The organism is Trinickia sp., assembly GCF_057351765.1.
On record NZ_JBMRBK010000004.1, the window covers coordinates 1 to 20,455 of the forward strand.

The 20,455-nt window shown below is 64.4% G+C and carries 20 protein-coding genes; 9 read left to right on the forward strand and 11 right to left on the reverse strand.

Annotation, left to right across the window (positions count from 1 at the left end):
* Positions 1-238 precede the first annotated feature (238 nt).
* The 4 genes from queC (at position 239) to ACO1XS_RS00530 (ending at position 2,975) form a co-directional block, all read left to right on the forward strand.
* Positions 239-973: a 7-cyano-7-deazaguanine synthase QueC gene (queC, locus tag ACO1XS_RS00515; RefSeq protein WP_486389794.1), complete on the forward strand. Its 735-nt coding sequence runs from the start codon at positions 239-241 to the stop codon at positions 971-973.
* An 82-nt stretch (positions 974-1,055) separates the two neighbouring features.
* On the forward strand, positions 1,056-1,688 hold the full coding sequence (queE, locus tag ACO1XS_RS00520) for a 7-carboxy-7-deazaguanine synthase (RefSeq protein WP_331571218.1): 633 nt from the start codon (positions 1,056-1,058) through the stop codon (positions 1,686-1,688).
* 10 nt (positions 1,689-1,698) lie between these two features.
* Entirely contained in the window at positions 1,699-2,145 is a 447-nt protein-coding gene (queD, locus tag ACO1XS_RS00525) for a 6-carboxytetrahydropterin synthase QueD (protein ID WP_331571270.1), read from the forward strand.
* Positions 2,146-2,240: 95 nt separating this feature from the next.
* Complete coding sequence (locus ACO1XS_RS00530) at positions 2,241-2,975, forward strand: tetratricopeptide repeat protein (protein WP_331571216.1); 735 nt, start codon at positions 2,241-2,243, stop codon at positions 2,973-2,975.
* A 15-nt stretch (positions 2,976-2,990) separates the two neighbouring features.
* Here ACO1XS_RS00530 and rodA read toward each other — a convergent pair whose 3' ends face one another.
* The 5 genes from rodA to ACO1XS_RS00555 form a co-directional block, all read right to left on the reverse strand.
* A complete protein-coding gene (gene rodA / locus ACO1XS_RS00535) occupies positions 2,991-4,139 on the reverse strand; it encodes a rod shape-determining protein RodA (protein ID WP_331571214.1) in 1,149 nt (382 codons plus the stop codon).
* An 11-nt stretch (positions 4,140-4,150) separates the two neighbouring features.
* Entirely contained in the window at positions 4,151-6,391 is a 2,241-nt protein-coding gene (gene mrdA / locus ACO1XS_RS00540; RefSeq protein ID WP_331571212.1) for a penicillin-binding protein 2, read from the reverse strand.
* 19 nt (positions 6,392-6,410) lie between these two features.
* Positions 6,411-6,923 (reverse strand): rod shape-determining protein MreD, encoded by a 513-nt coding sequence (gene mreD, locus ACO1XS_RS00545; protein WP_173255846.1) that lies wholly within the window; start codon positions 6,921-6,923, stop codon positions 6,411-6,413.
* Positions 6,920-8,026, reverse strand: a complete 1,107-nt coding sequence (gene mreC, locus ACO1XS_RS00550) for a rod shape-determining protein MreC (RefSeq protein ID WP_486389795.1) — start codon at positions 8,024-8,026, stop codon at positions 6,920-6,922. The genes mreD and mreC overlap by 4 nt, the downstream gene beginning before the upstream one ends.
* Before the next feature lie 99 nt (positions 8,027-8,125).
* On the reverse strand, positions 8,126-9,169 hold the full coding sequence (locus ACO1XS_RS00555) for a rod shape-determining protein (RefSeq protein ID WP_017772379.1): 1,044 nt from the start codon (positions 9,167-9,169) through the stop codon (positions 8,126-8,128).
* A 394-nt stretch (positions 9,170-9,563) separates the two neighbouring features.
* Between ACO1XS_RS00555 and gatC the strand changes: the two genes are divergently transcribed.
* The 5 genes from gatC to ACO1XS_RS00580 all read left to right on the forward strand — a co-directional run bounded on the left by gatC (position 9,564) and on the right by ACO1XS_RS00580 (position 14,575).
* Complete coding sequence (gene gatC / locus ACO1XS_RS00560) at positions 9,564-9,863, forward strand: Asp-tRNA(Asn)/Glu-tRNA(Gln) amidotransferase subunit GatC (protein WP_331571208.1); 300 nt, start codon at positions 9,564-9,566, stop codon at positions 9,861-9,863.
* A 33-nt stretch (positions 9,864-9,896) separates the two neighbouring features.
* A complete protein-coding gene (gatA, locus tag ACO1XS_RS00565) occupies positions 9,897-11,384 on the forward strand; it encodes an Asp-tRNA(Asn)/Glu-tRNA(Gln) amidotransferase subunit GatA (protein ID WP_331571206.1) in 1,488 nt (495 codons plus the stop codon).
* On the forward strand, positions 11,381-12,856 hold the full coding sequence (gene gatB / locus ACO1XS_RS00570; RefSeq protein ID WP_331571204.1) for an Asp-tRNA(Asn)/Glu-tRNA(Gln) amidotransferase subunit GatB: 1,476 nt from the start codon (positions 11,381-11,383) through the stop codon (positions 12,854-12,856). Before gatA ends, gatB begins: the two co-directional genes overlap by 4 nt.
* A 39-nt stretch (positions 12,857-12,895) precedes the next feature.
* On the forward strand, positions 12,896-13,735 hold the full coding sequence (locus tag ACO1XS_RS00575) for a PPK2 family polyphosphate kinase (protein WP_331571202.1): 840 nt from the start codon (positions 12,896-12,898) through the stop codon (positions 13,733-13,735).
* 66 nt (positions 13,736-13,801) lie between these two features.
* Positions 13,802-14,575 carry an exodeoxyribonuclease III gene (locus ACO1XS_RS00580; protein WP_331571200.1) on the forward strand — a complete coding sequence of 258 codons (774 nt, stop codon included), beginning with the start codon at positions 13,802-13,804 and terminating at the stop codon, positions 14,573-14,575.
* A gap of 19 nt (positions 14,576-14,594) precedes the next feature.
* On the opposite strand, the gene ACO1XS_RS00585 is transcribed toward ACO1XS_RS00580, so the two are convergent.
* From ACO1XS_RS00585 to ACO1XS_RS00610, 6 genes are all read right to left on the reverse strand, one after another.
* A complete protein-coding gene (locus tag ACO1XS_RS00585; RefSeq protein WP_486389796.1) occupies positions 14,595-15,605 on the reverse strand; it encodes a M48 family metallopeptidase in 1,011 nt (336 codons plus the stop codon).
* Positions 15,602-16,888 (reverse strand): AmpG family muropeptide MFS transporter, encoded by a 1,287-nt coding sequence (locus ACO1XS_RS00590; RefSeq protein WP_440559106.1) that lies wholly within the window; start codon positions 16,886-16,888, stop codon positions 15,602-15,604. The genes ACO1XS_RS00585 and ACO1XS_RS00590 overlap by 4 nt, the downstream gene beginning before the upstream one ends.
* Positions 16,889-16,926: 38 nt before the next feature.
* Positions 16,927-17,559, reverse strand: a complete 633-nt coding sequence (gene metW / locus ACO1XS_RS00595; RefSeq protein WP_331571196.1) for a methionine biosynthesis protein MetW — start codon at positions 17,557-17,559, stop codon at positions 16,927-16,929.
* The gene (gene metX / locus ACO1XS_RS00600) at positions 17,556-18,716 is read right to left on the reverse strand and encodes a homoserine O-succinyltransferase MetX (protein ID WP_331571194.1); all 1,161 of its coding nucleotides are present in this window, start codon (positions 18,714-18,716) and stop codon (positions 17,556-17,558) included. The genes metW and metX overlap by 4 nt, the downstream gene beginning before the upstream one ends.
* Before the next feature lie 249 nt (positions 18,717-18,965).
* Positions 18,966-19,649, reverse strand: a complete 684-nt coding sequence (gene slmA / locus ACO1XS_RS00605; protein WP_331571192.1) for a nucleoid occlusion factor SlmA — start codon at positions 19,647-19,649, stop codon at positions 18,966-18,968.
* A complete protein-coding gene (locus ACO1XS_RS00610; protein WP_486389797.1) occupies positions 19,636-20,400 on the reverse strand; it encodes a pyrimidine 5'-nucleotidase in 765 nt (254 codons plus the stop codon). Before ACO1XS_RS00610 ends, slmA begins: the two co-directional genes overlap by 14 nt.
* Positions 20,401-20,455: the final 55 nt, after the last annotated feature.

A 20,455-nucleotide genomic window follows, 5' to 3' on the forward strand; every position in this document is an offset into this window, starting at 1 on the left:
GGATTGAAAATCCGCGTGTCGGTGGTTCGATTCCGCCCCAGGCCACCAGCAGTATCGAACCCCAAGAACCGAAAGGTCCTTGGGGTTTTTCTCATGGCATCGGCCCGGCATCCGTATGCGTCATGGCGGGTACTGCGTATAAGCGCCACGGCGCCTGTCCCCAAAAGCCGAGGCATATACTGCACGGGTGGCGCTGCGCGAGCGTTCGCGCCCATCCTGGTTCACGGAGTTTCTAACGGTGGTTCAGACAGACGCTAAGAACGGCGCGCTCGTGTTGTTTTCGGGCGGGCAGGATTCGGCCACGTGTCTCGCGTGGGCCCTCGATCGCTACGACACCGTGGAGACGATCGGCTTCGATTACGGCCAGCGCCATCGCGTCGAGCTCGAATGCCGCGAGGGTGTGCGCGAGCAGCTTTCGCGCGCATTTCCTGCGTGGGCCGAACGTCTGGGCGAAGACCATACGGTCGATCTGTCGGTGCTCGGCGCGATCAGCGATACGGCCATGACGCGCGAAATCGAGATCGAGGCGGCGGCGAATGGGCTGCCGAACACTTTCGTCCCCGGACGCAATCTGATGTTCATGACGATTGCGGCGGCGATCGCTTACCGGCGCGGGCTGCGAGTACTCGTCGGCGGCATGTGCGAAACCGATTTTTCGGGCTATCCCGATTGCCGCGACGATACGATGAAGGCGCTGCAAGTCACGCTCAATCTCGGTATGGCGAGCCGGTTCGTGCTGGAGACGCCGCTCATGTGGCTCGACAAGGCCGATACATGGCGGCTCGCCGAATCGCTCGGCGGCCACGCGCTCGTCGAGTTGATCCGCGTGGAGACCCACACCTGCTACGTCGGCGAGCGCTCCGAGTTGCACGATTGGGGTTTCGGCTGCGGCGAATGTCCGGCATGCCGCCTGCGAAAGCGCGGTTACGAGGCGTTTCGCGCGGGCGAAAAAGTGACGCAGGCGCCGACGTAGCGACGTAGCGGCGGCTCGGCGATATCGGTACGGGCGCTCGTTCATTCGCCGCCCGGCCCATCGAGATGGACAGAAAGAAATCATGACGTACGCGGTCAAGGAAATTTTTTACACGCTGCAGGGCGAAGGCGCGAACGCTGGCCGGCCTGCCGTGTTTTGCCGATTCGCCGGCTGCAACCTATGGTCGGGTCGGGAAGAAGATCGCGCGCAAGCCGTCTGCCGTTTTTGCGATACGGATTTTGTCGGTACCGACGGCGAAAATGGCGGCAAATATCGGGACGCGGCTGCCCTCGTCGAGAAGATCGCATCGCTGTGGCCGGACGGCGAGGCTCACCGCTTCGTCGTCTGCACGGGCGGCGAACCGATGCTGCAGATCGATGCGGCCTTCGTGGATGCGCTGCACGCGGCGGACTTCGAGGTCGCCATCGAAACGAACGGAACGCTGCCCGTGCTCGAATCGATCGATTGGGTATGCGTGAGCCCCAAAGCGGACGCACCGCTCGTCGTGACGAAAGGCAATGAGTTGAAGGTCGTGATTCCTCAGGACAATCAGCGCCTCGCGGAGTACGCTTTGCTCGATTTCGAGCATTTCCTCGTGCAACCGATGGACGGGCCGGCGCGCGACCTCAATACGCGGCTCGCGATCGACTGGTGCAAGCGGCATCCGTTGTGGCGGCTGTCGATGCAAACCCATAAGTATTTGAATATTCCCTGAGCCTCTCGTGCTGACGATTACCCGAAAACTTGAGTTCGATGCGGGGCACCGCATCCCCGACCACCGCAGCCAATGCCGCAACCTGCACGGGCATCGCTACGTGCTGGAGATCACGCTGCAAGGCGATATCGTGGAGACGGAAGGCGCGCCGGATCGCGGCATGGTGATGGATTTCGCCGATGTGAAATCGCTGGCCATGGAGCATCTCGTCAATCGCTGGGATCACGCGTTTCTCGTCTACGCCGGGGATACGCCGGTGCGGACGTTTCTCGACTCGATGCCCGGGCATAAGACCGTCGTACTCGATCGGATACCGACCGTCGAGAATCTCGCAGCGATCGCCTTCGAGACGCTGGCCGCGGTCTATGACGCGCACTATGGCGTCAATTTGCGGCTCGCGCGTGTGCGGCTCTTCGAAACGCCGAACTGCTGGGCCGATTTCGCTCGCGGCGCTTGAAAGGCCCCGTTCGCCGGCCTGCCGTCAGCGTGAACAGCCCCGGCTCGATTGTCACGGTATGATCGTGAGAGCCGGTTGGCGCGAGGAGGCGCACGATGAGCCCATTCACGAATCCCCTCAAAGCGTTGGCGATGCTCGCGTTGGGCCTCGCTGCGGCGGGTCCCGGCGAATTCGCGCTCGCCCAGGGCGTCTCGCCGTTAGCGGGGGTACCCCAGGCCGCGGCCGATGCCGAGACGCAAAGCGCGGTTGCAGACTACAACGCCGGCGCTTTCGAGGCCGCGCTCAAAGGTTTTCGCCACGCGGCCGAGCATGGCAGCCGGCTGGCCCAGTTCGACTACGCGATGATGCTGCTCAACGGCGAAGGGGGGCCGGCGAACGTCGACGAAGGGCGCAAGTGGTTGCGCAAAGCCGCCGACGCGAACATGTCGCATGCGCAGTATGTCTACGGCAGGATGTACGACGATGGCGAGTTCGTCGCGCGGGATCCCGCCGAAGCACACCGGTGGTTCTTGAAAGCCGCGCGGCAAGGCCACGTGCAAGCGCAGCTATCGCTCGCCAATCAGTTCCTCGACGGGCGCGGCACCCCGCGCGATAACCAGCAAGCGTTCTATTGGTACAAAAAGGCCGCGGAGGGCGGCGACGCCACTGCGCAATATGTCGCGGGCTCGTTTTACGAGCGCGGCGGGGACGGTGTGACGCGCAATCTCAATATCGCCCGTGCCTACTACGCGGCTGCGGCGGCACAGGGCGATCCGGCGGCGCGGCTCAAATTCAGGGAGCTGAGCCTCGAGTTGCAACGCGAGGCGAAGAGCCCGCCCAAATCGAACTGAGCGCCGCCCGGCGGTTCAGCTTTTCATCAGCCGCTTATGTCGCCCGACGCTCATGATGAGGCCCACGGCGATACCAAGCGTCGTCAGCGCGGTACCGCCGTAGCTCATGAACGGCAATGGCACGCCCACGACGGGCAGGACCCCGCTCACCATGCCGATATTGACGAACGCATAGGTGAAAAACGCCATCGTCAGCGAACCGGCCAGCAATCGCCCGAACAACGTGGCGCCATTGGCGGCGATGAACAGGCCGCGCGCGATCAACGCCGTATAGAGCAATAGCAGCACCACTTCGCCGAGCAGCCCGAATTCCTCGGCAAAAACGGCGAAGATGAAGTCGGTATGTTTTTCGGGGATGAAGTCGAGATGCGCCTGCGTGCCCTTTAGCCAGCCCTTGCCGAGCGGTCCGCCCGAACCGATCGCTATCACCGCCTGGATCGTATGGAAGCCCTTGCCCAGCGGGTCGGATGTCGGATCGAGCAGCGTGCAGATGCGGTGCTTCTGGTAATCGTGCATGAGCGGCCATTGCACTTCGGGCTGACAGATCCGATCCTGAAAAATGGCGACCGAGCTCGCGCCGATGACCACCGCGATCAGCACCGGCGCGATCAATTTGAACGAGAGTCCCGCAAAGTAAATGACGAAGAAGCCGGCCGCGAACACGAGCATCGCCGTGCCGAGATCGGGCTGCTTGGCGATCAGACCGACAGGCAGCAGCAACAAGGCGAAACCGACGATGAAGTCGTACCAGCGCAGGCCGGCTTCGCGTTTTTGGTAATACCAGGCCAGCATCAGCGGCGTCGCGATTTTGAGGATCTCGGACGGTTGGATGACGACACCGACGTTGATCCACCGTTTGGCGCCCTTTTTCGTGATGCCGAAGACCGCTACGCCCACGAGCAGCGCGATACCGAACGTGTAGAGCGGCACGGCGAAGCGCATGAGGGTGGTCGGCGGCACGGTGGCGAGCACCCACATCAGCAAGAACGTGAGCACGATGTTGCGCATTTGATCTTCCACGCGCCCGGGAACGTCGAGGCTCGCGCTGTATAGCGTGACGATACCGACGCAAAGCAGCAGAAAGACAGTCAGCGCGAGCGGGCGGTCGAAGCCGATGAACATGCTCTTGAGCCGTTCGAGCCAGACCCGTTTATCGAAGTTCAAGTGGCCCTCCGTTAATCGTCGGCGCCGGCCGAAGCCGGCCTCGCGCTCGCCGTGCCCGATGTCCGCACCGCGCGATTGTCGCGCGCCGGCGCCAGAGCCTCGTCGGATACGGTGTGCGGCTTGGGCGGTGTCGGCGCGGGCTGTGGTGCGGGCTGTGGTGCGGCCGCCGACGGTGCCGGCGCCGCGGCTGCCGAGGCCGGAACCTCGGGCAGCGGCAGCGGCTTGAAGCCCGGTGCCACTGTGACCGGTGTGGCCGCGCTTGCAGGCTGGGCCGCGGGTTGCCCGATTGCCGGCTCCGACGCCGCCTGCGTGGCCGAGGCCGCGGTCGCGACGGCGGCTTGCAGCACACCGGGCTTGTTACGTTGAAGCAGATAGTAGTCGAGCACGCTGCGCACGATCGGCGCGGCGACGCTCGCCCCCCAGCCGCCGTTTTCGACGATGAGCGCAACGGCGATTTGAGGATGGTCGGCCGGCGCAAACGCGATGAAAAGCGAATGGTCGCGCAAATGCTCGGCCAGCGCGCCGCCATGATATTTCTGGCCCTGCAACGAAAACACCTGCGCCGTCCCAGTCTTGCCGCCGACGACATAGGGCGCATTGCGGAAAACCTGATAGGCGGTGCCGGACGGATTGCTCGTGACGGCAACCATCGCCCGTTTCACGAGATCGAGATCGGCTTGGGTGACCGTGGTGATGCGTCCGCTTTCATGCGGCACCGTGAGGCGCATCTGATGCGTGATCGGGTTCTCGATTTCCTTGACGAGGTGCGGCCGCATGACGACGCCGTCGTTGGCGAGCGTCGCCGTGGCGTGCGCGAGCTGCAGCATCGTGAACGAGTTATAGCCCTGGCCGATCCCGAGGCTGATCGTTTCGCCTTCGTACCAGCGCTGCTGTTCGGGCTTGCGATACGCCTTTTTCTTCCAGTCCGTCGAAGGCAGAATGCCGCGCGCCTCGCCCGCGATGTCGATGCCCGTGATCTGGCCGAAACCCCAGGGTTTCATGAAGTTGGCGATCGCGTTGACGCCGAGATCGTGCGCGAGCATGTAGAAATAGGTGTCGTTCGACACCATGATGGCGCGGTTCATGTCGATCCAGCCCTGGCCCTGCGGCACGTCGTTGCGGAACGTGTGGCCAGCGAACGTATAAAAGCCCGGATCGTGGAATCCCCATTCGGGCGTCCGCTTTTTCAGCGCGAGCGCGGCCAGCGCCATGAACGGCTTGTAAGTCGAGCCCGGCGGATAGGCGCTGTGAAGCGGCCGATTCAAAAGCGGATGGTCCGGCGAGTTGTTCAGCGCATCCCAGGTCGGCTGATCGATGCCGTCGACGAACGCGTTCGGGTCGAAACTCGGCGCTGACACGAACGCGAGCACGTCACCCGTCGCGGGCTCGATGGCCACGAGCGCCCCGCGCCTTCCCGCAAACGCCTGCTCGGCCACTTGCTGCAGCCCGATGTCGAGCGACAGCACGAGATTATTGCCCGGCGTGGCCTGCGTGCGCGACAGCGTGCGCACCGGGCGGCCGCCGGCCGTGACCTCCACTTCCTCGAAACCCGTCAGGCCGTGCAGCTCTGTTTCGTAGCTTTGCTCGACGCCGATCTTGCCGATGTAGTCGGTGCCCTTGTAGTTGTTCGCGTCGAGCCGCGGATCGTAATGATCCGGGTCGCTGTCGTTTTGCTCGCTGGCCGCGTCGATGCGCTCCTGATCGCGCTGCGAGATCCGCCCGATATAGCCGATTACGTGTGCCGCCGTCATGCCGAGCGGATATTGACGGAACAGCCGCGCGCGGACGTCGACACCCGGAAAACGAAAGCGCTGCGCCGTGAAGCGCGCGACTTCCTCGTCGGTGAGCCGGGTGCGGATCGGCAGGCTCTCGAAATTCTTCGAATCCTCGAGAAGCTTTTTGAAGCGGCGCCGGTCGACCGCGTCGATGTTGACGACGGTGGCCAGTTTGTCGATGACGTTTTCGAGCGAATCGTCGAGCTTCGAGGGCGTGATTTCGAGCGTATAAGCCGAGTAGTTGCGCGCGAGCACGACGCCGTTGCGATCGGTGATGACGCCGCGGTTCGGCACGATCGGCGCCACCGAGATGCGGTTTTCGTCGGCCTGCAGCGAGTACTTGCTGTAATGCCAGACCTGCAGAAACAGAAAACGGAAGACGAGCAGCCCGAAGCACACGAGCACGAACAGGCCCGCGGCCGCGACGCGCACGCGAAACCGCGAGAGCTGCTGCTGGGTGTTCTTGAATTCGGTCATGCGCGCGAGCTCTGCATGCTCAGATGGGCCGCGTGTCGTCGGGATCCGCCGGACGGCGTTGCGGCATCAACAGCAGCGTGCAGGCAAGCGGCCAGAGCGCCGCTTCCACGAAGCCGTGCACGAGATAGCCCCAGCCCGGGAATGCCGCGCCCATCAAAAGCCGTGTAATGAACGGCACGAGTTGGGCGATGACGAGCAACGGCGCCACGGCGAACACCTGCAGACCGCGCGGCATCCACAGTACGCGCCGGTGGATCGTGATGGCCCCGTAAGAAAGCAACGTGTAAGCGAGGGCGTGCTCGCCGAGCAGGCTCGCATCGTGTACATCCATCAGCAAGCCGAGAAAAAACGCGATGCCCATGCCGACCTTGCGCGGCTGATGCACGTTCCAGAACAGCACGACGAGCGCGACGAAGTCCGGCACGCCGATGAGATGACCCCACGGCATCAGATTCAGTAAGAACGCCGCGGCGAGGCTGAACGCGATGAAGTACGGATTGACCGGCAGCAGAATGTATTGCGGACGGTTCATCGCCGCGCTCCTGCCGGCGCCGCGGCTTGCGTCGTTGCGCGATCGGCCGGCTTCGCGGCGGGCGGCTGGGAAGCCGCAGGTTTCTCGCCGGCTTTCGGCACGCTGTTCGCCGCGCCCTTTTCCGAGCCCGGGCTTTTTTCCGCGTCCTTGTCTGCTGCCTTGTCTGCCGCTTTCTCGCCCTTTTGCCCTTTATCCGCGCCCTTGCCGGTTTTCTTGCCTTTCGGGTCTTTCGCGCCAGGCTCCGGCTGCGGCTCCGGACGTGGCGGCAGATTGCTCTGGTAATGAAGAACGAGGACGGCGCGCGCACCGCGCACTTTGGCCACAGGCACGCAAATCACGCGCGCGAACGCCGTATCGGCCAGTTTGTCGACGCGCGCTACCTTCGCAACGGGCAATCCCGGCGGATAGACGCCATCGAGCCCGCTCGTCACGAGTTCGTCGCCGGCGACGATATCGGCGCTGATCGGCACGAAGCGCAGCTCCAGCGCATTGCCCGCGGGCGTGCCGTAGACGACGCCACGCAGCCCCGTGCGGACGATCTGCACGGGCACGGCCTGATCCTTGTCCGTGAGCAGCGTCACCTCGGATTGCATCGGGAATACGCGCGTGACCTGGCCGATCATGCCGTCTTCGCTGACGACGGGCGAGCCGTTCTGAATGCCTTGCTGCGAACCGCGGCCGATCACGACCTTTTGCGTGAACGGATCGCGCGTGTCGTATTGGATTTCAGCAGGTGTCGTTTGGGTGCCGATTTCGTGGCTCAGATCGAGCAACGCCCGCAGGTGAGCGTTTTGCGCCGCCAGCGAGGCGTTCAGATTGGCTTCGACCGACAGCTGAAGATTTTTCGCGGCGAGCTTCTGGTTGTCGCTGCGCAACGTAACCGTCGACACCGCAAAGCTCGTGGCACCGAGCGCGAGATCGCGCGGGATCAGCGCCGCGCGCTGCAGCGGGTAGAGTCCGACGTCGAGCACGCCGCGCACGATTTCGAGCGTTTTGAAACGCGCGTCCGAAATCAGCAGCGCAAGTGCGAGTGCAACGAAGAAAATGAGCCGCGCAAGCGCGGACGGGCCTTGCTTGAACAGAGGCGGCGGACTGTATTCCATGGTCGACGCCGGGGGCGTGATCGTGAGCGGGCGGCGGCGCAGTGCTTCAGCGCACCGGGAGACCCGGCGATGGCGTATGCGCCGCGCCCGCGAAGCTCATCACTCGTACGAGAAGATGCTGCCGAGCTTGTCCATCCGCTCGAGCGCCATGCCCGAGCCGCGGACCACGCAGGTGAGCGGATCTTCTGCCACGAGCACGGGCAGTCCCGTTTCTTCGGCGAGCAGGCGATCGAGATCGCGCAACAGCGCGCCGCCGCCCGTGAGCATCATGCCGCGCTCGGCGATATCGGCGCCGAGTTCCGGCGGGGTTTGCTCGAGCGCGATCTTGACCGAGGAGACGATCTGATTCAGCGGATCGGTCAGCGCTTCGAGGATTTCGTTGCTCGAAATCGTGAAGCTGCGCGGAATGCCTTCGGACAGGTTGCGCCCTTTGACTTCCATTTCCTTGACTTCCGAGCCCGGGAACGCGGAGCCGATTTCCTTTTTGATGGCTTCGGCGGTTTGTTCGCCGATGAGCATGCCGTAATTGCGGCGGATATAGTTGACGATGGCTTCGTCGAATTTGTCGCCGCCGACACGCACCGAGCCTTTGTAGACGATGCCGCCGAGCGAGATGACGCCGACTTCCGTGGTACCGCCGCCGATATCGACGACCATCGACCCCGTGGCCTCCGACACCGGCAGGCCCGCGCCGATCGCCGCGGCCATCGGTTCTTCGATGAGGTAGACCTGCGAGGCACCGGCACCGTGCGCGGCTTCCTTGATCGCGCGGCGCTCGACCTGGGTCGAGCCGCAGGGCACGCAGATGATGATGCGCGGCGACGGCGAGAACATGCGCGATTCATGCGCCGTCTTGATGAACTGCTTGATCATCTGCTCGGTGACCGTGAAATCGGCGATGACGCCGTCTTTCATCGGCCGGATCGCCTCGATGTTGCCCGGCACCTTGCCGAGCATCTGCTTGGCTTCCCGGCCCACCGCCTGGATGGTTTTCTTGCCGTTCGGACCACCCTCCTGGCGGATCGATACCACGGAAGGTTCGTCGAGGACGATGCCCTTGCCGCGCATGTAGATGAGGGTGTTGGCGGTGCCGAGATCGATCGCCAGATCGTTCGAGAAGTAGCTGCGCAAAAAGCCGAACATGAAATTCCTGTCTCGCCGGGGAAGAGCCGGGCTTCGCCACCTTGGGCGCTGCCGCGGCAGCGGAAAAAATAAAAGCCTCGGGATCGGGCGTGAACGGTGCGCCGATACCTGCGTACCGCCCACCGCGAGCGCGAAGCTGCGATGAATTCGACCGGAAGGCCGCACGAGGCGAGGCGGCAGCGTGGTTTTCAGCGCCAAAACCCCCTGCGAGGGACGGTCCGGGTTTGGTTCGAACGCGTAATGATACCTTATAATTTCGACCTATTTGTAGTAAACGGACGGTCCTTTTTGCCGTTCCCGGCCCGCTGTTCGGGGGTCTGGAGCGGCACTCCAACAGTTTCGCGCGGCGCCGTTTCGGGCACCGCGCGAGGCCCCTTTTTCTCCGGTGAGACGCATGGCCTTGACCCTGACCGATGTGAAACGCATCGCCCATCTCGCGCGGCTCGAGCTGCCCGAGGCCGACGCCGAGCCGACGCTCGCCCAGCTCAACGAGTTTTTCGGCCTCGTCGAGCAGATGCAGGCGGTCGACACGGCCGGCATCGCCCCGCTCGCGCATCCGATCGAGCAGATCGAGGATGTCGCGTTGCGGCTCAGGGACGATGTCGTCACGGAAACAGTCGCACGCGAAGGCAACCAGCAGTGCGCGCCGGCCGTCCAGGACGGCCTTTACCTCGTACCGAAGGTGATCGAGTAACCGAATCGTCTTCAAGACAGGAACGAACCAGACATGCACGCCAACAGTTTGACCGAGCTCTCCCGCGCGCTCGCGACGCGGCAGATCTCGGCCGTCGAGCTCGCGCAGCTCTTTCTCGAGCGCATCGAATCTGCGCGCGAATTGAACGCCTTCATCGAAGTCGCGCCGGAGCGCACGCTCGAGGCCGCGCGCGCGGCCGACGCCCGGATCGCCTCGGGCGACGCCGGCCCGCTCACCGGGGTGCCGGTGGCCCACAAGGACGTGTTCGTGACACGCGGCTGGCACTCCACGGCCGGCTCGAAAATGCTCGCCGGCTACGAGAGCCCGTTCGATGCGACCGTCGTCGAGCGGCTCGCGCGAGCCGGCATGGTGACGCTCGGCAAGACGAACATGGACGAATTCGCGATGGGTTCGTCGAACGAGAACTCCGCCTTCGGGCCGGTGCGTAATCCGTGGGATACGCGAGCCGTACCGGGGGGCTCGTCGGGCGGCTCGGCCGCGGCCGTCGCCGCCCGGCTCGCGCCCGCCGCGACCGCCACCGATACGGGCGGCTCGATCCGTCAGCCGGCGTCGTTTTCAGGCGTGACGGGCATCAAGCCCACCTACGGCCGCGTATCGCGTTACGGCATGATCGCGTTCGCGTCTTCGCTGGACCAGGGCGGGCCCATGGCGCAGAGCGCCGCGGATTGCGCGCTGCTGCTCAATGCGATGGCCGGTTTCGATGAACGCGATTCCACGAGCCTCGCGAGAGAGGACGAGGATTTCGGGCGTTATCTCGACAAGCCTTGGGGTGCGTCGGGCAGCGCGGACAAACCGCTTGCCGGCCTGCGTATCGGCTTGCCGAACGAGTATTTCGGCGCCGGTCTGGCCGATGACGTCCGCGCGGCCGTCGACGCAGCGCTCAAGGAGTACGAGGCGCTCGGCGCGACGCTCGTGCCCGTTTCGCTGCCGAAGACCGAGCTGTCGATCCCGGTCTACTACGTGATCGCGCCGGCCGAGGCCTCATCGAACCTGTCGCGTTTCGACGGCGTGCGCTACGGTCATCGCGCGGCTCAGTACGGTGACCTTCTCGAAATGTACAAGAAGTCGCGCGCCGAAGGGTTCGGCCCCGAGGTCAAGCGCCGCATTCTCGTCGGCACGTACGTGCTCTCGCACGGGTACTACGATGCCTACTACCTGCAGGCACAGAAGATTCGCCGCATCATCGCGCAGGATTTCCAGGAAGCCTTCCACCACTGCGATGTCATCATGGGGCCCGTCGCGCCGACGGTCGCATGGGATATCGGCGCAAAAGGCGACGACCCCGTGCAGATGTATCTGGCGGATGTCTACACGCTCTCGGTGAGCTTGGCCGGCCTGCCCGGCATGAGCGTGCCTTGCGGTTTCGGCGCCGGTGCGGGCGCGAAGCGCCCGGTGGGCTTGCAGATCATCGGCAATTACTTCAACGAGGCCCGTATGTTGCAGATCGCTCACGCGTATCAGCGCGCGACCGACTGGCACCAACGAGCGCCGGAGGCATGACCATGCAATGGGAAGTCGTAATCGGCATCGAGACGCACGCGCAGCTCTCGACGGCCTCCAAGATCTTTTCGGGCGCCTCGACGCGCTTCGGCGCCGAGCCCAACACGCAGGCATGCGCCGTCGATCTGGCGCTGCCCGGCGTGTTGCCGGTCATGAACAAGGGCGCGGTCGAGCGGGCCATCCGCCTGGGACTCGCCGTCGGGGCGACGGTCGCGCCGCGCAGCATTTTTGCGCGCAAGAACTACTTCTACCCCGATCTGCCCAAGGGCTACCAGATCAGCCAGTACGAAATCCCCGTCGTGCAGGGCGGCGCGATCACGATCCAGGTTCCGGCCAACGAGAAGACGGGCACCGCCGCCTATGAAAAGACGATCCATTTGACGCGCGCGCACCTCGAGGAAGATGCCGGCAAGTCGCTGCACGAGGATTTCGCCGGCATGACGGGTATCGATCTGAACCGTGCCGGCACGCCGCTGCTCGAGATCGTGACGGAGCCCGACATGCGCAGCGCGGCGGAGGCCGTCGCTTACGCGAAGTCGCTCCACGCGCTCGTCGTCTGGCTGGGCATTTGCGATGGCAACATGCAGGAAGGCTCGTTCCGCTGCGATGCCAACGTATCGGTGCGCCCGGTAGGCCAGGAGCAGTTCGGTACGCGCGCCGAGATCAAGAACCTCAATTCGTTCCGTTTTCTCGAAGAGGCGATTCAATACGAGGTGCGCCGGCAGATCGAACTGATCGAAGACGGGGGCACCGTGGTGCAGGAAACGCGTCTTTACGATCCGGATAAGCGCGAGACGCGCTCGATGCGCAGCAAGGAAGACGCGCACGACTATCGCTATTTCCCCGACCCGGATCTGATGCCGCTCGTGATCGATGCGGGCTGGATCGAGCGCGTGAAGCTCGAGATGCCCGAATTGCCGGCCGCGATGCAGGAACGGTTCGTGCAGCAGTATGGGTTGACGCCCTACGATGCCGCTGTACTGACATCGAGCAAGGCAATGGCGGCCTACTTCGAGGCTGTCGTGGCGAAGCTGGGCGCCTCGCAGGCGAAAACGGCCGCGAACTGGCTGATGGGCGAGGTCTCGTCGCAACTGAACCGCGATGGTCTCGAGATCGGCGCGTGCCCGGTGTCGGCGGCGCAGTTGGCGCTTGTGCTGCAACGGATCGCCGACGGCACCATATCGAACAAGATCGCCAAGGAGATCTTCCTTGCGATCTGGGACGAGAAGGCGACCGACGACGCTGCGGCGGACCGCATCATCGAAGCCAAGGGCTTGAAGCAGATATCCGATACGGGCGCACTCGAAGCGATCATCGATGAAGTGCTGGCGGCCAATCCGAAATCGGTCGACGAGTATCGGGCCGGCAAGGAAAAGGCGTTCAACGCGCTGATCGGGCAGGCGATGAAGGCGACGAAAGGAAAGGCCAATCCGCAGCAGGTCAACGAGCTACTGAAGAAGAAGCTCTCATGAAGCGGTACGGCGGCGGCTTCGAAAGGCGTGAATGAAGTCATGGCAAAACAAGTGCATCTGGACGACTTCCGAGTCCCCTTCTTCGACAGCGGCAAGAAAAGCGACGCCTTCAATCTGACGGACTTCGATCCGGCCGGCAAGCCGTTCTCCGCCCGCTCGAAGCAGGCCGATCGCGAGCGGCTGGCGGCGCTCGCCGTCCAACTCGACGAAATGCAGGAGCGCTTGCACGCGCAACGCCGCGAGCGTGTCCTGCTGATCTTGCAGGGCATGGATACGAGCGGCAAGGACGGCACGATTCGCGCGGTGTTCCACGAGGTCGACCCGCTGGGCCTGCGCATCGTGCAGTTTCGCGCGCCGACACTCGACGAAGCCGCGCATGACTTTCTTTGGCGCGTGCATGTCCACGCGCCCGCGGCGGGCGAGCTGACGATCTTCAATCGGAGCCACTACGAGGATTTGCTCGTGCCGCGTGTGCACGGACAACTGAACGACGAGGCGTTCGCCGCCCGCACGCGCCATATCCGTCATTTCGAGGCGCTCCTTGCGGATTCCGGGACGGCGATTCTCAAGTGTTTCCTGCACATCTCGAAGGAAGAGCAGCGCGGCCGCCTGCAGGCGCGCATCGACGACCCGACCAAACATTGGAAATTCGACGTGTCCGATCTGGATGCGCGCAAACAATGGGATGACTACCAGAAGGCGTACCGCGATACGTTGGCGGCCACATCGACCGACTACGCCCCTTGGTACGTGGTGCCGGCGGACTCGAAATCGCATCGGAACGTGATGGTGGCGGCATTGCTGCTGCGCGTATTCGAAAGTCTTTCGCTCGAGTATCCGCCCGCCAAGGCGTCCCTGACGGGCGTGACCGTCGTCTGACGCGTGCCTCGGTATCGCGGGCCGCAGTCGAATCAACGAACAACGAGCAACGAAAGGAAAACGAGCATGCTGCGCGTGATTACCGCCAACCTGAACGGCATTCGGTCTGCCGCGAAAAAAGGCTTCTTCGAATGGTTCGGCAACCAGGAAGCCGATGTTCTGTGCGTACAGGAAGTCAAATGTTCGCAGGAGGACATGACGCCCGAGTTCCTTGCGCCGCACGATTTCACGGGCTATTTCCAGCACGCCGTCAAAAAGGGCTATAGCGGCGCGGGCCTTTACACGCGGCGCCAGCCCGACGATGTCGTCATCGGGTTCGGCAGCGCGGAATTCGATCCGGAAGGTCGTTATGTCGAAGCGCGTTTCGGCGAACTGTCGATCGTTTCGGTGTATGTGCCGTCCGGCTCGAGCGGCGACGAGCGCCAGCAGGCCAAGTACCGCTTCATGGGCGAATTCATGCCGCATCTGGCCAAGCTGCGCGAATCGCGCGAGGTCATTCTCTGCGGGGACGTCAATATCGTCCACAAGGAAATCGACATCAAGAACTGGAAGAGCAACCAGAAGAACTCCGGTTGCCTGCCCGAGGAGCGGGCATGGCTCACGACGCTGTTCGACGAAGTCGGTTATGTCGATGTCTTTCGCACGCTCGATCCGCGCCCCGAGCAGTACACGTGGTGGAGCAACCGGGGCCAAGCCTACGCCAAGAACGTCGGGTGGCGGATCGATTATCAGATCGCGACACCCGGTATTGCCGCGAAGGCCAAACGGACCTCCATCTTCCGCGACATCAAGTTCAGCGATCACGCGCCGCTTACCGTCGATTACGATCACTGGGGCTGATCGCGACGGGGCGTCGCGATCAACGATCGCGCGTAGGCCGCGCCTTCGGCGATTTGACGCCGGGATAGTCGGGCAGCCGGTCGGGGTCGACGCCGCGCGCTTTCGCGTACTGCGCGAGCATGTCGGGCAGGCGCTTGATGATATCGAGCCTGCGTGCTTCGCTGTACGGGTGGACGTGAATGAAGCCGGTGCCGCGGTCGCCGCGGGTCGCGTCGGCCAGCTTGTCCCAGAGCGACAGCGCCGCGCGGGGATCGAAGCCCGCGCGCGCCGCGATGTCGGCGCCGATCACGTCGGCCTCCGTTTCGTCGGTCGCATCGTAGCGCATGGCCAGGATCGGACTGCCGAGGCCCGGCGCCTGGGGCGGTGAGCCGTCGAACTCGGTCACGCCGAACAGCTGCGGCAGCGGATCGGTACCGAACGGTGCCGCTTGTTGAGCGCTGAGCCGGTCGCGCACCTGCTCGCGCAGCGCATGGGCGATCATGTGGCCGAACAGTAAGCCGAGTTCGTCGTCCTTGAGGCGCATGCGATCGAGCAGGCCGCTATAGACGACGAGCTTGCCGCCCGGCAGGCAAAACATGCCGATCTCGCGCGAGCGTACGACGTTGACTTCCCATCGCCAATCCTTGACGCGCTCGCTCCATTTATCGCCGTAAGGCGCCAAGCGCATGAGGATCGAATGCACGCGCTCGACGCGCGGGTCGCTCGCCGGCAGCAGACGTCCCTCGCCGCGCGCCCGCTCGATCAACTGCGTGTACTCGACGGCCGACTGCGCTTCGAGAAGCGGCGACGGAACGAGGCTGCGGAACGTCGGGCCGCTGCCGAAACGCACGGTCGCATTCGGCGCGAGTGGGCTCGATGCCGGGGCGGGTGCCGCGGCCGGCGCACTCGCCGCCGAGCTGGCGCCGGGATTGGCGGCCTGCACCGGTTGCGCCGCCAGCAACACGAGGGCGGCCGATGCCAGCGCGGGTATTCGCACGAGGGGCCGCACCGTGCAGTGGCGGGAACGGCGCGAGGTGGCCCCTCGCTTCATGCGCGCGAGTTCCATGGGGCTACTTTCGGCAATAGCAGCATGCCGGGTACCGCAAGCAAGGCGCAGAGAAAGAAATAGTCGAACCAGCCGATTTCCGTGACGATGTAACCGCTCGCCGCCGAGGCCAGCGTTCGTGGAACGGAAGCGAGGCTCGTGAACAGCGCGAATTGGGTCGCGGTGTAGCGCGGATCGGTGGTGCTGGCGATATAGGCTGTGAAGGCTGCCAGCGTCAAACCCGTGGCAAATGTCTCGAACCCGTAGATGAGCGCGAGTGCCGCGGGCGACGGGCCGATCTTGGCCAGCCAGGCGAAGCCGAGCGTGGAGACGATCTGTACCACGCCGAACACCCAAAGCCCACGGGCGATGCCGACTTTCACGAGCCAGGCGCCGCCGATGATGCCGCCCGCGAGGCTTGCCCAGAACGCCGTCGTTTTGGCGATCACCCCGATCGCGGTCTTGTCGAAGCCGATGTCGAGAAAGAACGAAGTGGACAGCGTGGTCGCCATCACATCCCCGAGCTTGTAGAGGAAGATGAACGCGAGGATCAGCAGTGCTGCGCTCCAGCCGTCGCGCGAAATGAACTCGGTGAATGGCTCCACGATAGCCGCGCGCAGGTTTTTCGGCGGCTTACCGCTGACCTGCGGCTCCTTCACCACGAGCGTCAGGACGATGCCCGGCAGCATGAATGCGGCGGTGGCAGCGAACACGACGGTCCACGGCAGGTGATCGGAAAGGATCAGCGAAAGCGAGCCCGGAATGAGCGCCGCGACCTTGTAGGCATTCACATGTATCGCGTTGCCCAGCCCCTGCTCGGTATCGGCGAGCAACTCGCGTCGATAGGCATCGATGACGATGTCCTGGCTCGCACCGAAAAACGCGACGAGTGCCGTCAGTGCCGCAACGGTCCAGATTTCCTCGCGCGGCGACACGAACCCGAGCGCCGCGATCGCGCCGGCGACGAGCAACTGAGTAACGAGCATCCAGCCGCGACGGCGCCCCGGACGCCAGCCCGGCAGCCGTGGGACGTACCGGTCCATCAACGGCGCCCAGACGAACTTCCACGTATAGGGAAACTGGATCAGTGCGAACAGGCCGATTTCCTTGAGATTGACGCCTTCGGAGCGCAGCCAGGCTTGTACGAGATAGACGAGCGTAAAAAGCGGCAATCCCGACGTGAAGCCGAGAAAGACACAAATCAGCATGTGCCGGTTCAGGAATGCCCGCCAGCCGGGATGGTCCTCGTGAGCGCCCAGCGGGGCATGCTCGTGCGGCGGGTTCGGAATATCTCGTTTGATAGGCGGCCTCTCGGATTGGTGCGGCGTCAGCCCGGGGACGGAACACCCGGTGCGGCGCGCTTCACGCGATAGACCGCAAGACTACCACGCCAGTTTCGGCCCCAGCGCACCGTCCGGCCCTCATGCAGGACGACGCGATCGAGGATCTCGATTCCCACTTCGGGAGCGAGCGCTTCGAAATCCTCGATCGTCAGTACGCGCACGTTCGGCGTGTTGTGCCATTGATAAGGCAGCGAACGCGAAACGGGCATGCGTCCGCACAGCACCGACAGGCGATGCGGCCAGTAACCGAAATTCGGAAAGGAGACGATGCATTCCTTGCCGACGCGCACCGTTTCGCGCAGGATCGCTGCCGTTTGATGGATCGTCTGCAGCGTTTGCGAGAGGATCGCGAAATCGAAGCTGTCGTCTTCGAAGAGTCGCAGGCCATCTTCGAGATTCTGCTGAATGACGTTCACGCCGTGCTTGACGCACGCCAGCACGCCGGCGTCGTTGATCTCGATGCCGTAGCCGCGCACCTCGAGCTCCTCGGTGAGCAGCGCGAGCAGCGTGCCGTCCGCGCAGCCCAGGTCGAGCACGGTCGAGCGGGGCTCGACCCAGCGCGCGATGGCGCGAAAATCGGCGCGTGTGGCGAGCGAATCGATAGCGGACTGGTTCATGCGCCGACCTCCTCGGCAATGCGCGCGTAATAGGCGCGTAGCAGATTGTGATAGCGCGCGTCGTCGAGCAGGAACGCGTCGTGACCGTGCGGCGCGTCGATTTCCGCGTAAGTGACTTGCCGCTTGTGATCGAGCAGCGCCTTGACGAGCTCGCGCGAGCGCGCCGGCGCGAAGCGCCAGTCGGTGGTGAAGCTGACGACCAGATATTTCGCGCGCGTCGCGGCGAGCGCGGCCGTCAGATCGCCGCCGAAAGCGCGGGCGGGATCGAAATAATCGAGCGCGCGCGTGATCAGCAAGTAGGTGTTCGCATCGAAGTAATCGGCGAACTTGTCGCCCTGATAGCGCAGGTACGACTCCACTTCGAATTCGACCTCGAAGTTGAAGTTGTAGGCGGCGCCACCGGCGGCTCCGTTCTCGCCGTTCTCCCGCCGCAGCGCTCGGCCGAATTTCGTCGCCATGTCGTCGTCGGACAGGTAGGTGATATGCCCGATCATGCGGGCGACCCGCAGGCCTCGCCTCGGTTTGACGCCGTGAGCGTAGTAGTCGCCGCCGTGAAAATCCGGATCGGACAGGATCGCCGAGCGCGCCACTTCGTTGAACGCGATGTTCTGTGCCGAAAGCTTCGGCGTCGAAGCGATGTCGATGCAGTGCGCGATGCGCTCCGGATACATCGTGCTCCAGGCGAGCGCCTGCATGCCGCCGAGGCTGCCGCCCATGACGGCGGCGAAACGCTCGATGCCGAACGCATCGGCCACGCGCGCCTGCGCGTTGACCCAGTCCTCGACGGTCACGACGGGAAAACTCGCGCCATACGGGCGTCCGGTGGCCGGATCGATGCTCATCGGCCCCGTCGAGCCGAAGCACGAGCCCAGGTTGTTCACGCCGATGACGAAGAACCGGTTCGTATCGAGCGGCTTGCCGGGGCCGACGAGGTTGTCCCACCAGCCGATGTCCTTGGGTTGATCCGCATAGAAGCCTGCGACGTGATGGGAGGCATTGAGCGCATGGCAGACGAGCACCGCGTTCGAGCGCGCGGCGTTGAGCGTGCCATACGTTTCGACCATGAGATCGTAGCCTGCGAGCGTGCTGCCGTTTTGCAGCGCGAGCGGCTCATTGAACTGCATACGTTGTGGCGTGACGATACCGATCGATTCCATTCATTCCGCCTCATGACAGGGCGGCTAAATGGTGTCGGCGATGCGCGGGGCAAGGCGGGCGCGGCTGACGACCTCTTTAGCCGCATTTATAGTGAATCCCGTCTCGGGGGATTCGCGCGCCCGCAATCAAGTCGACAAATCGGCGCGCAGCTTGAGCTCGAACCCTCGAGCCACCCGACACGGTACCCCATGACCGGGGCCGCATCCAGCAAGCAGACGGCAAAGAATAGCGGAAATCCGGTGCTTGCGCTATTGGAGAATCAGCCGCAATTCGGCTTCGGCGTGTTCGGCCGGCGCGCGCGCAAAGCCGCTTCGCGCATAGCGGTGCCAGCGGCCGAGCACGTAGCTGACGAGCAGACTGGCTCGGAGCGCGGGATCGTAGTCGGCCGGCAGCGGCGCGGCCGCGTCGTGCGCGCCCTGGTTCGCCTCCATGAGCGCGACGCGCAGGCACTGCTTCACGGAGGTCTCCACGCGTTCGAGCATCTGCGTGACGCGCGCGCTCAGGCGTTCGTGCTCGCCGACGAGCGCCTCGCCCGTCAGCACCCGTGTCATGCCGGGATTTTTGGCCGCGAAGTTCAGCAGCATGACGCCGATCGCGCGCGCCTGCAGCACGCCGTTCGGCTCCTTGGCCGCGATCTGGTTGATGAGCCCGAAAAAGGTGCTTTCGATGAACTCGATCAGCGCTTCGAACATTTGCGCCTTACTCGCGAACTGCCGATAAAGCGCCGCCTCGGAGACGCCGAGCCGGGCGGCGAGCGCCGCCGTCGTGATTTTCTCGCCTTTCGGGGCTTCGAGCATCGTGGCGAGCGTCTGCAGGATATGCACGCGCCGCTCGCCCGGTTTCATGCGCGGCGCTTTGCCGGCCCCCACGGGGTTCGCTACACCTTCGGCCTCGCCGTCGAGGATCGCTGCTTGCCGTTCAGTCGAGCGCATGGGAGCTCCGCGAGATGACCCGTCGGAGCGATTTTAGCGAACGAATGCGGCTATCGATATAGTGGGGGCGTCCTGTACCGGGCATTCGAGCCGCGCGGCGCTCGCCGCCTGCGCCGCGCACCGGTGCGACGAGGTGTCCGACGATCCACACGGTGCCGATGCCGAGGCGCCGGTAGCGCTTCAGATGGGAGCGCGTATCTTCCACGAGCACGGCTTCGGCGAGCCGCACGCGCGCGGCTCGCAGCACGTGGCGCAGCATCGCGAGATCGGGTTTCGCGTGCCACTGGCCGCGCCGGCGCATATGTTCGATCGCGATGACTCGCTCGAACAGGCGCTCGATGCCGAGTTCATCGAGCACGGCCCGCGCGTAGCCCTCGGGCGCGTTGGTCAACACGATCTTGCGGCCCGGCAGCGCGTCGATCAGGCGCGCCAACCCCCGCTCGGCGCGCAGCATCTGGCGCAGTTCGGGCATCGCGTGCGCCACGCGCAGGAATTCGTGCGGATCGACCGGATGATGGCGCGCGAGGCCGAGCAGCGTTGCCCCGTAGCGCCGCACATAGGCGAGCCGCAATTCATCGGCTTCGGCGCGCCCGATGCCGAGCGCGTCGATGATGTAGCGCGTCATCCCCTCGTTGATCGACGGAAAGATCGCGTGCGATGCGCTATGGAGGGTGTTGTCGAGATCGAACAGCCAGACGGGGCCGCCGCCGCGATGTGCGGGACGGCGCCGGCGGGAAGCGGGAATTGGCATGACGTGGGCGGGCAGGGGGCGGCGCGGCGCGCCGGGGCCGCAGGCAGCCGCGCCG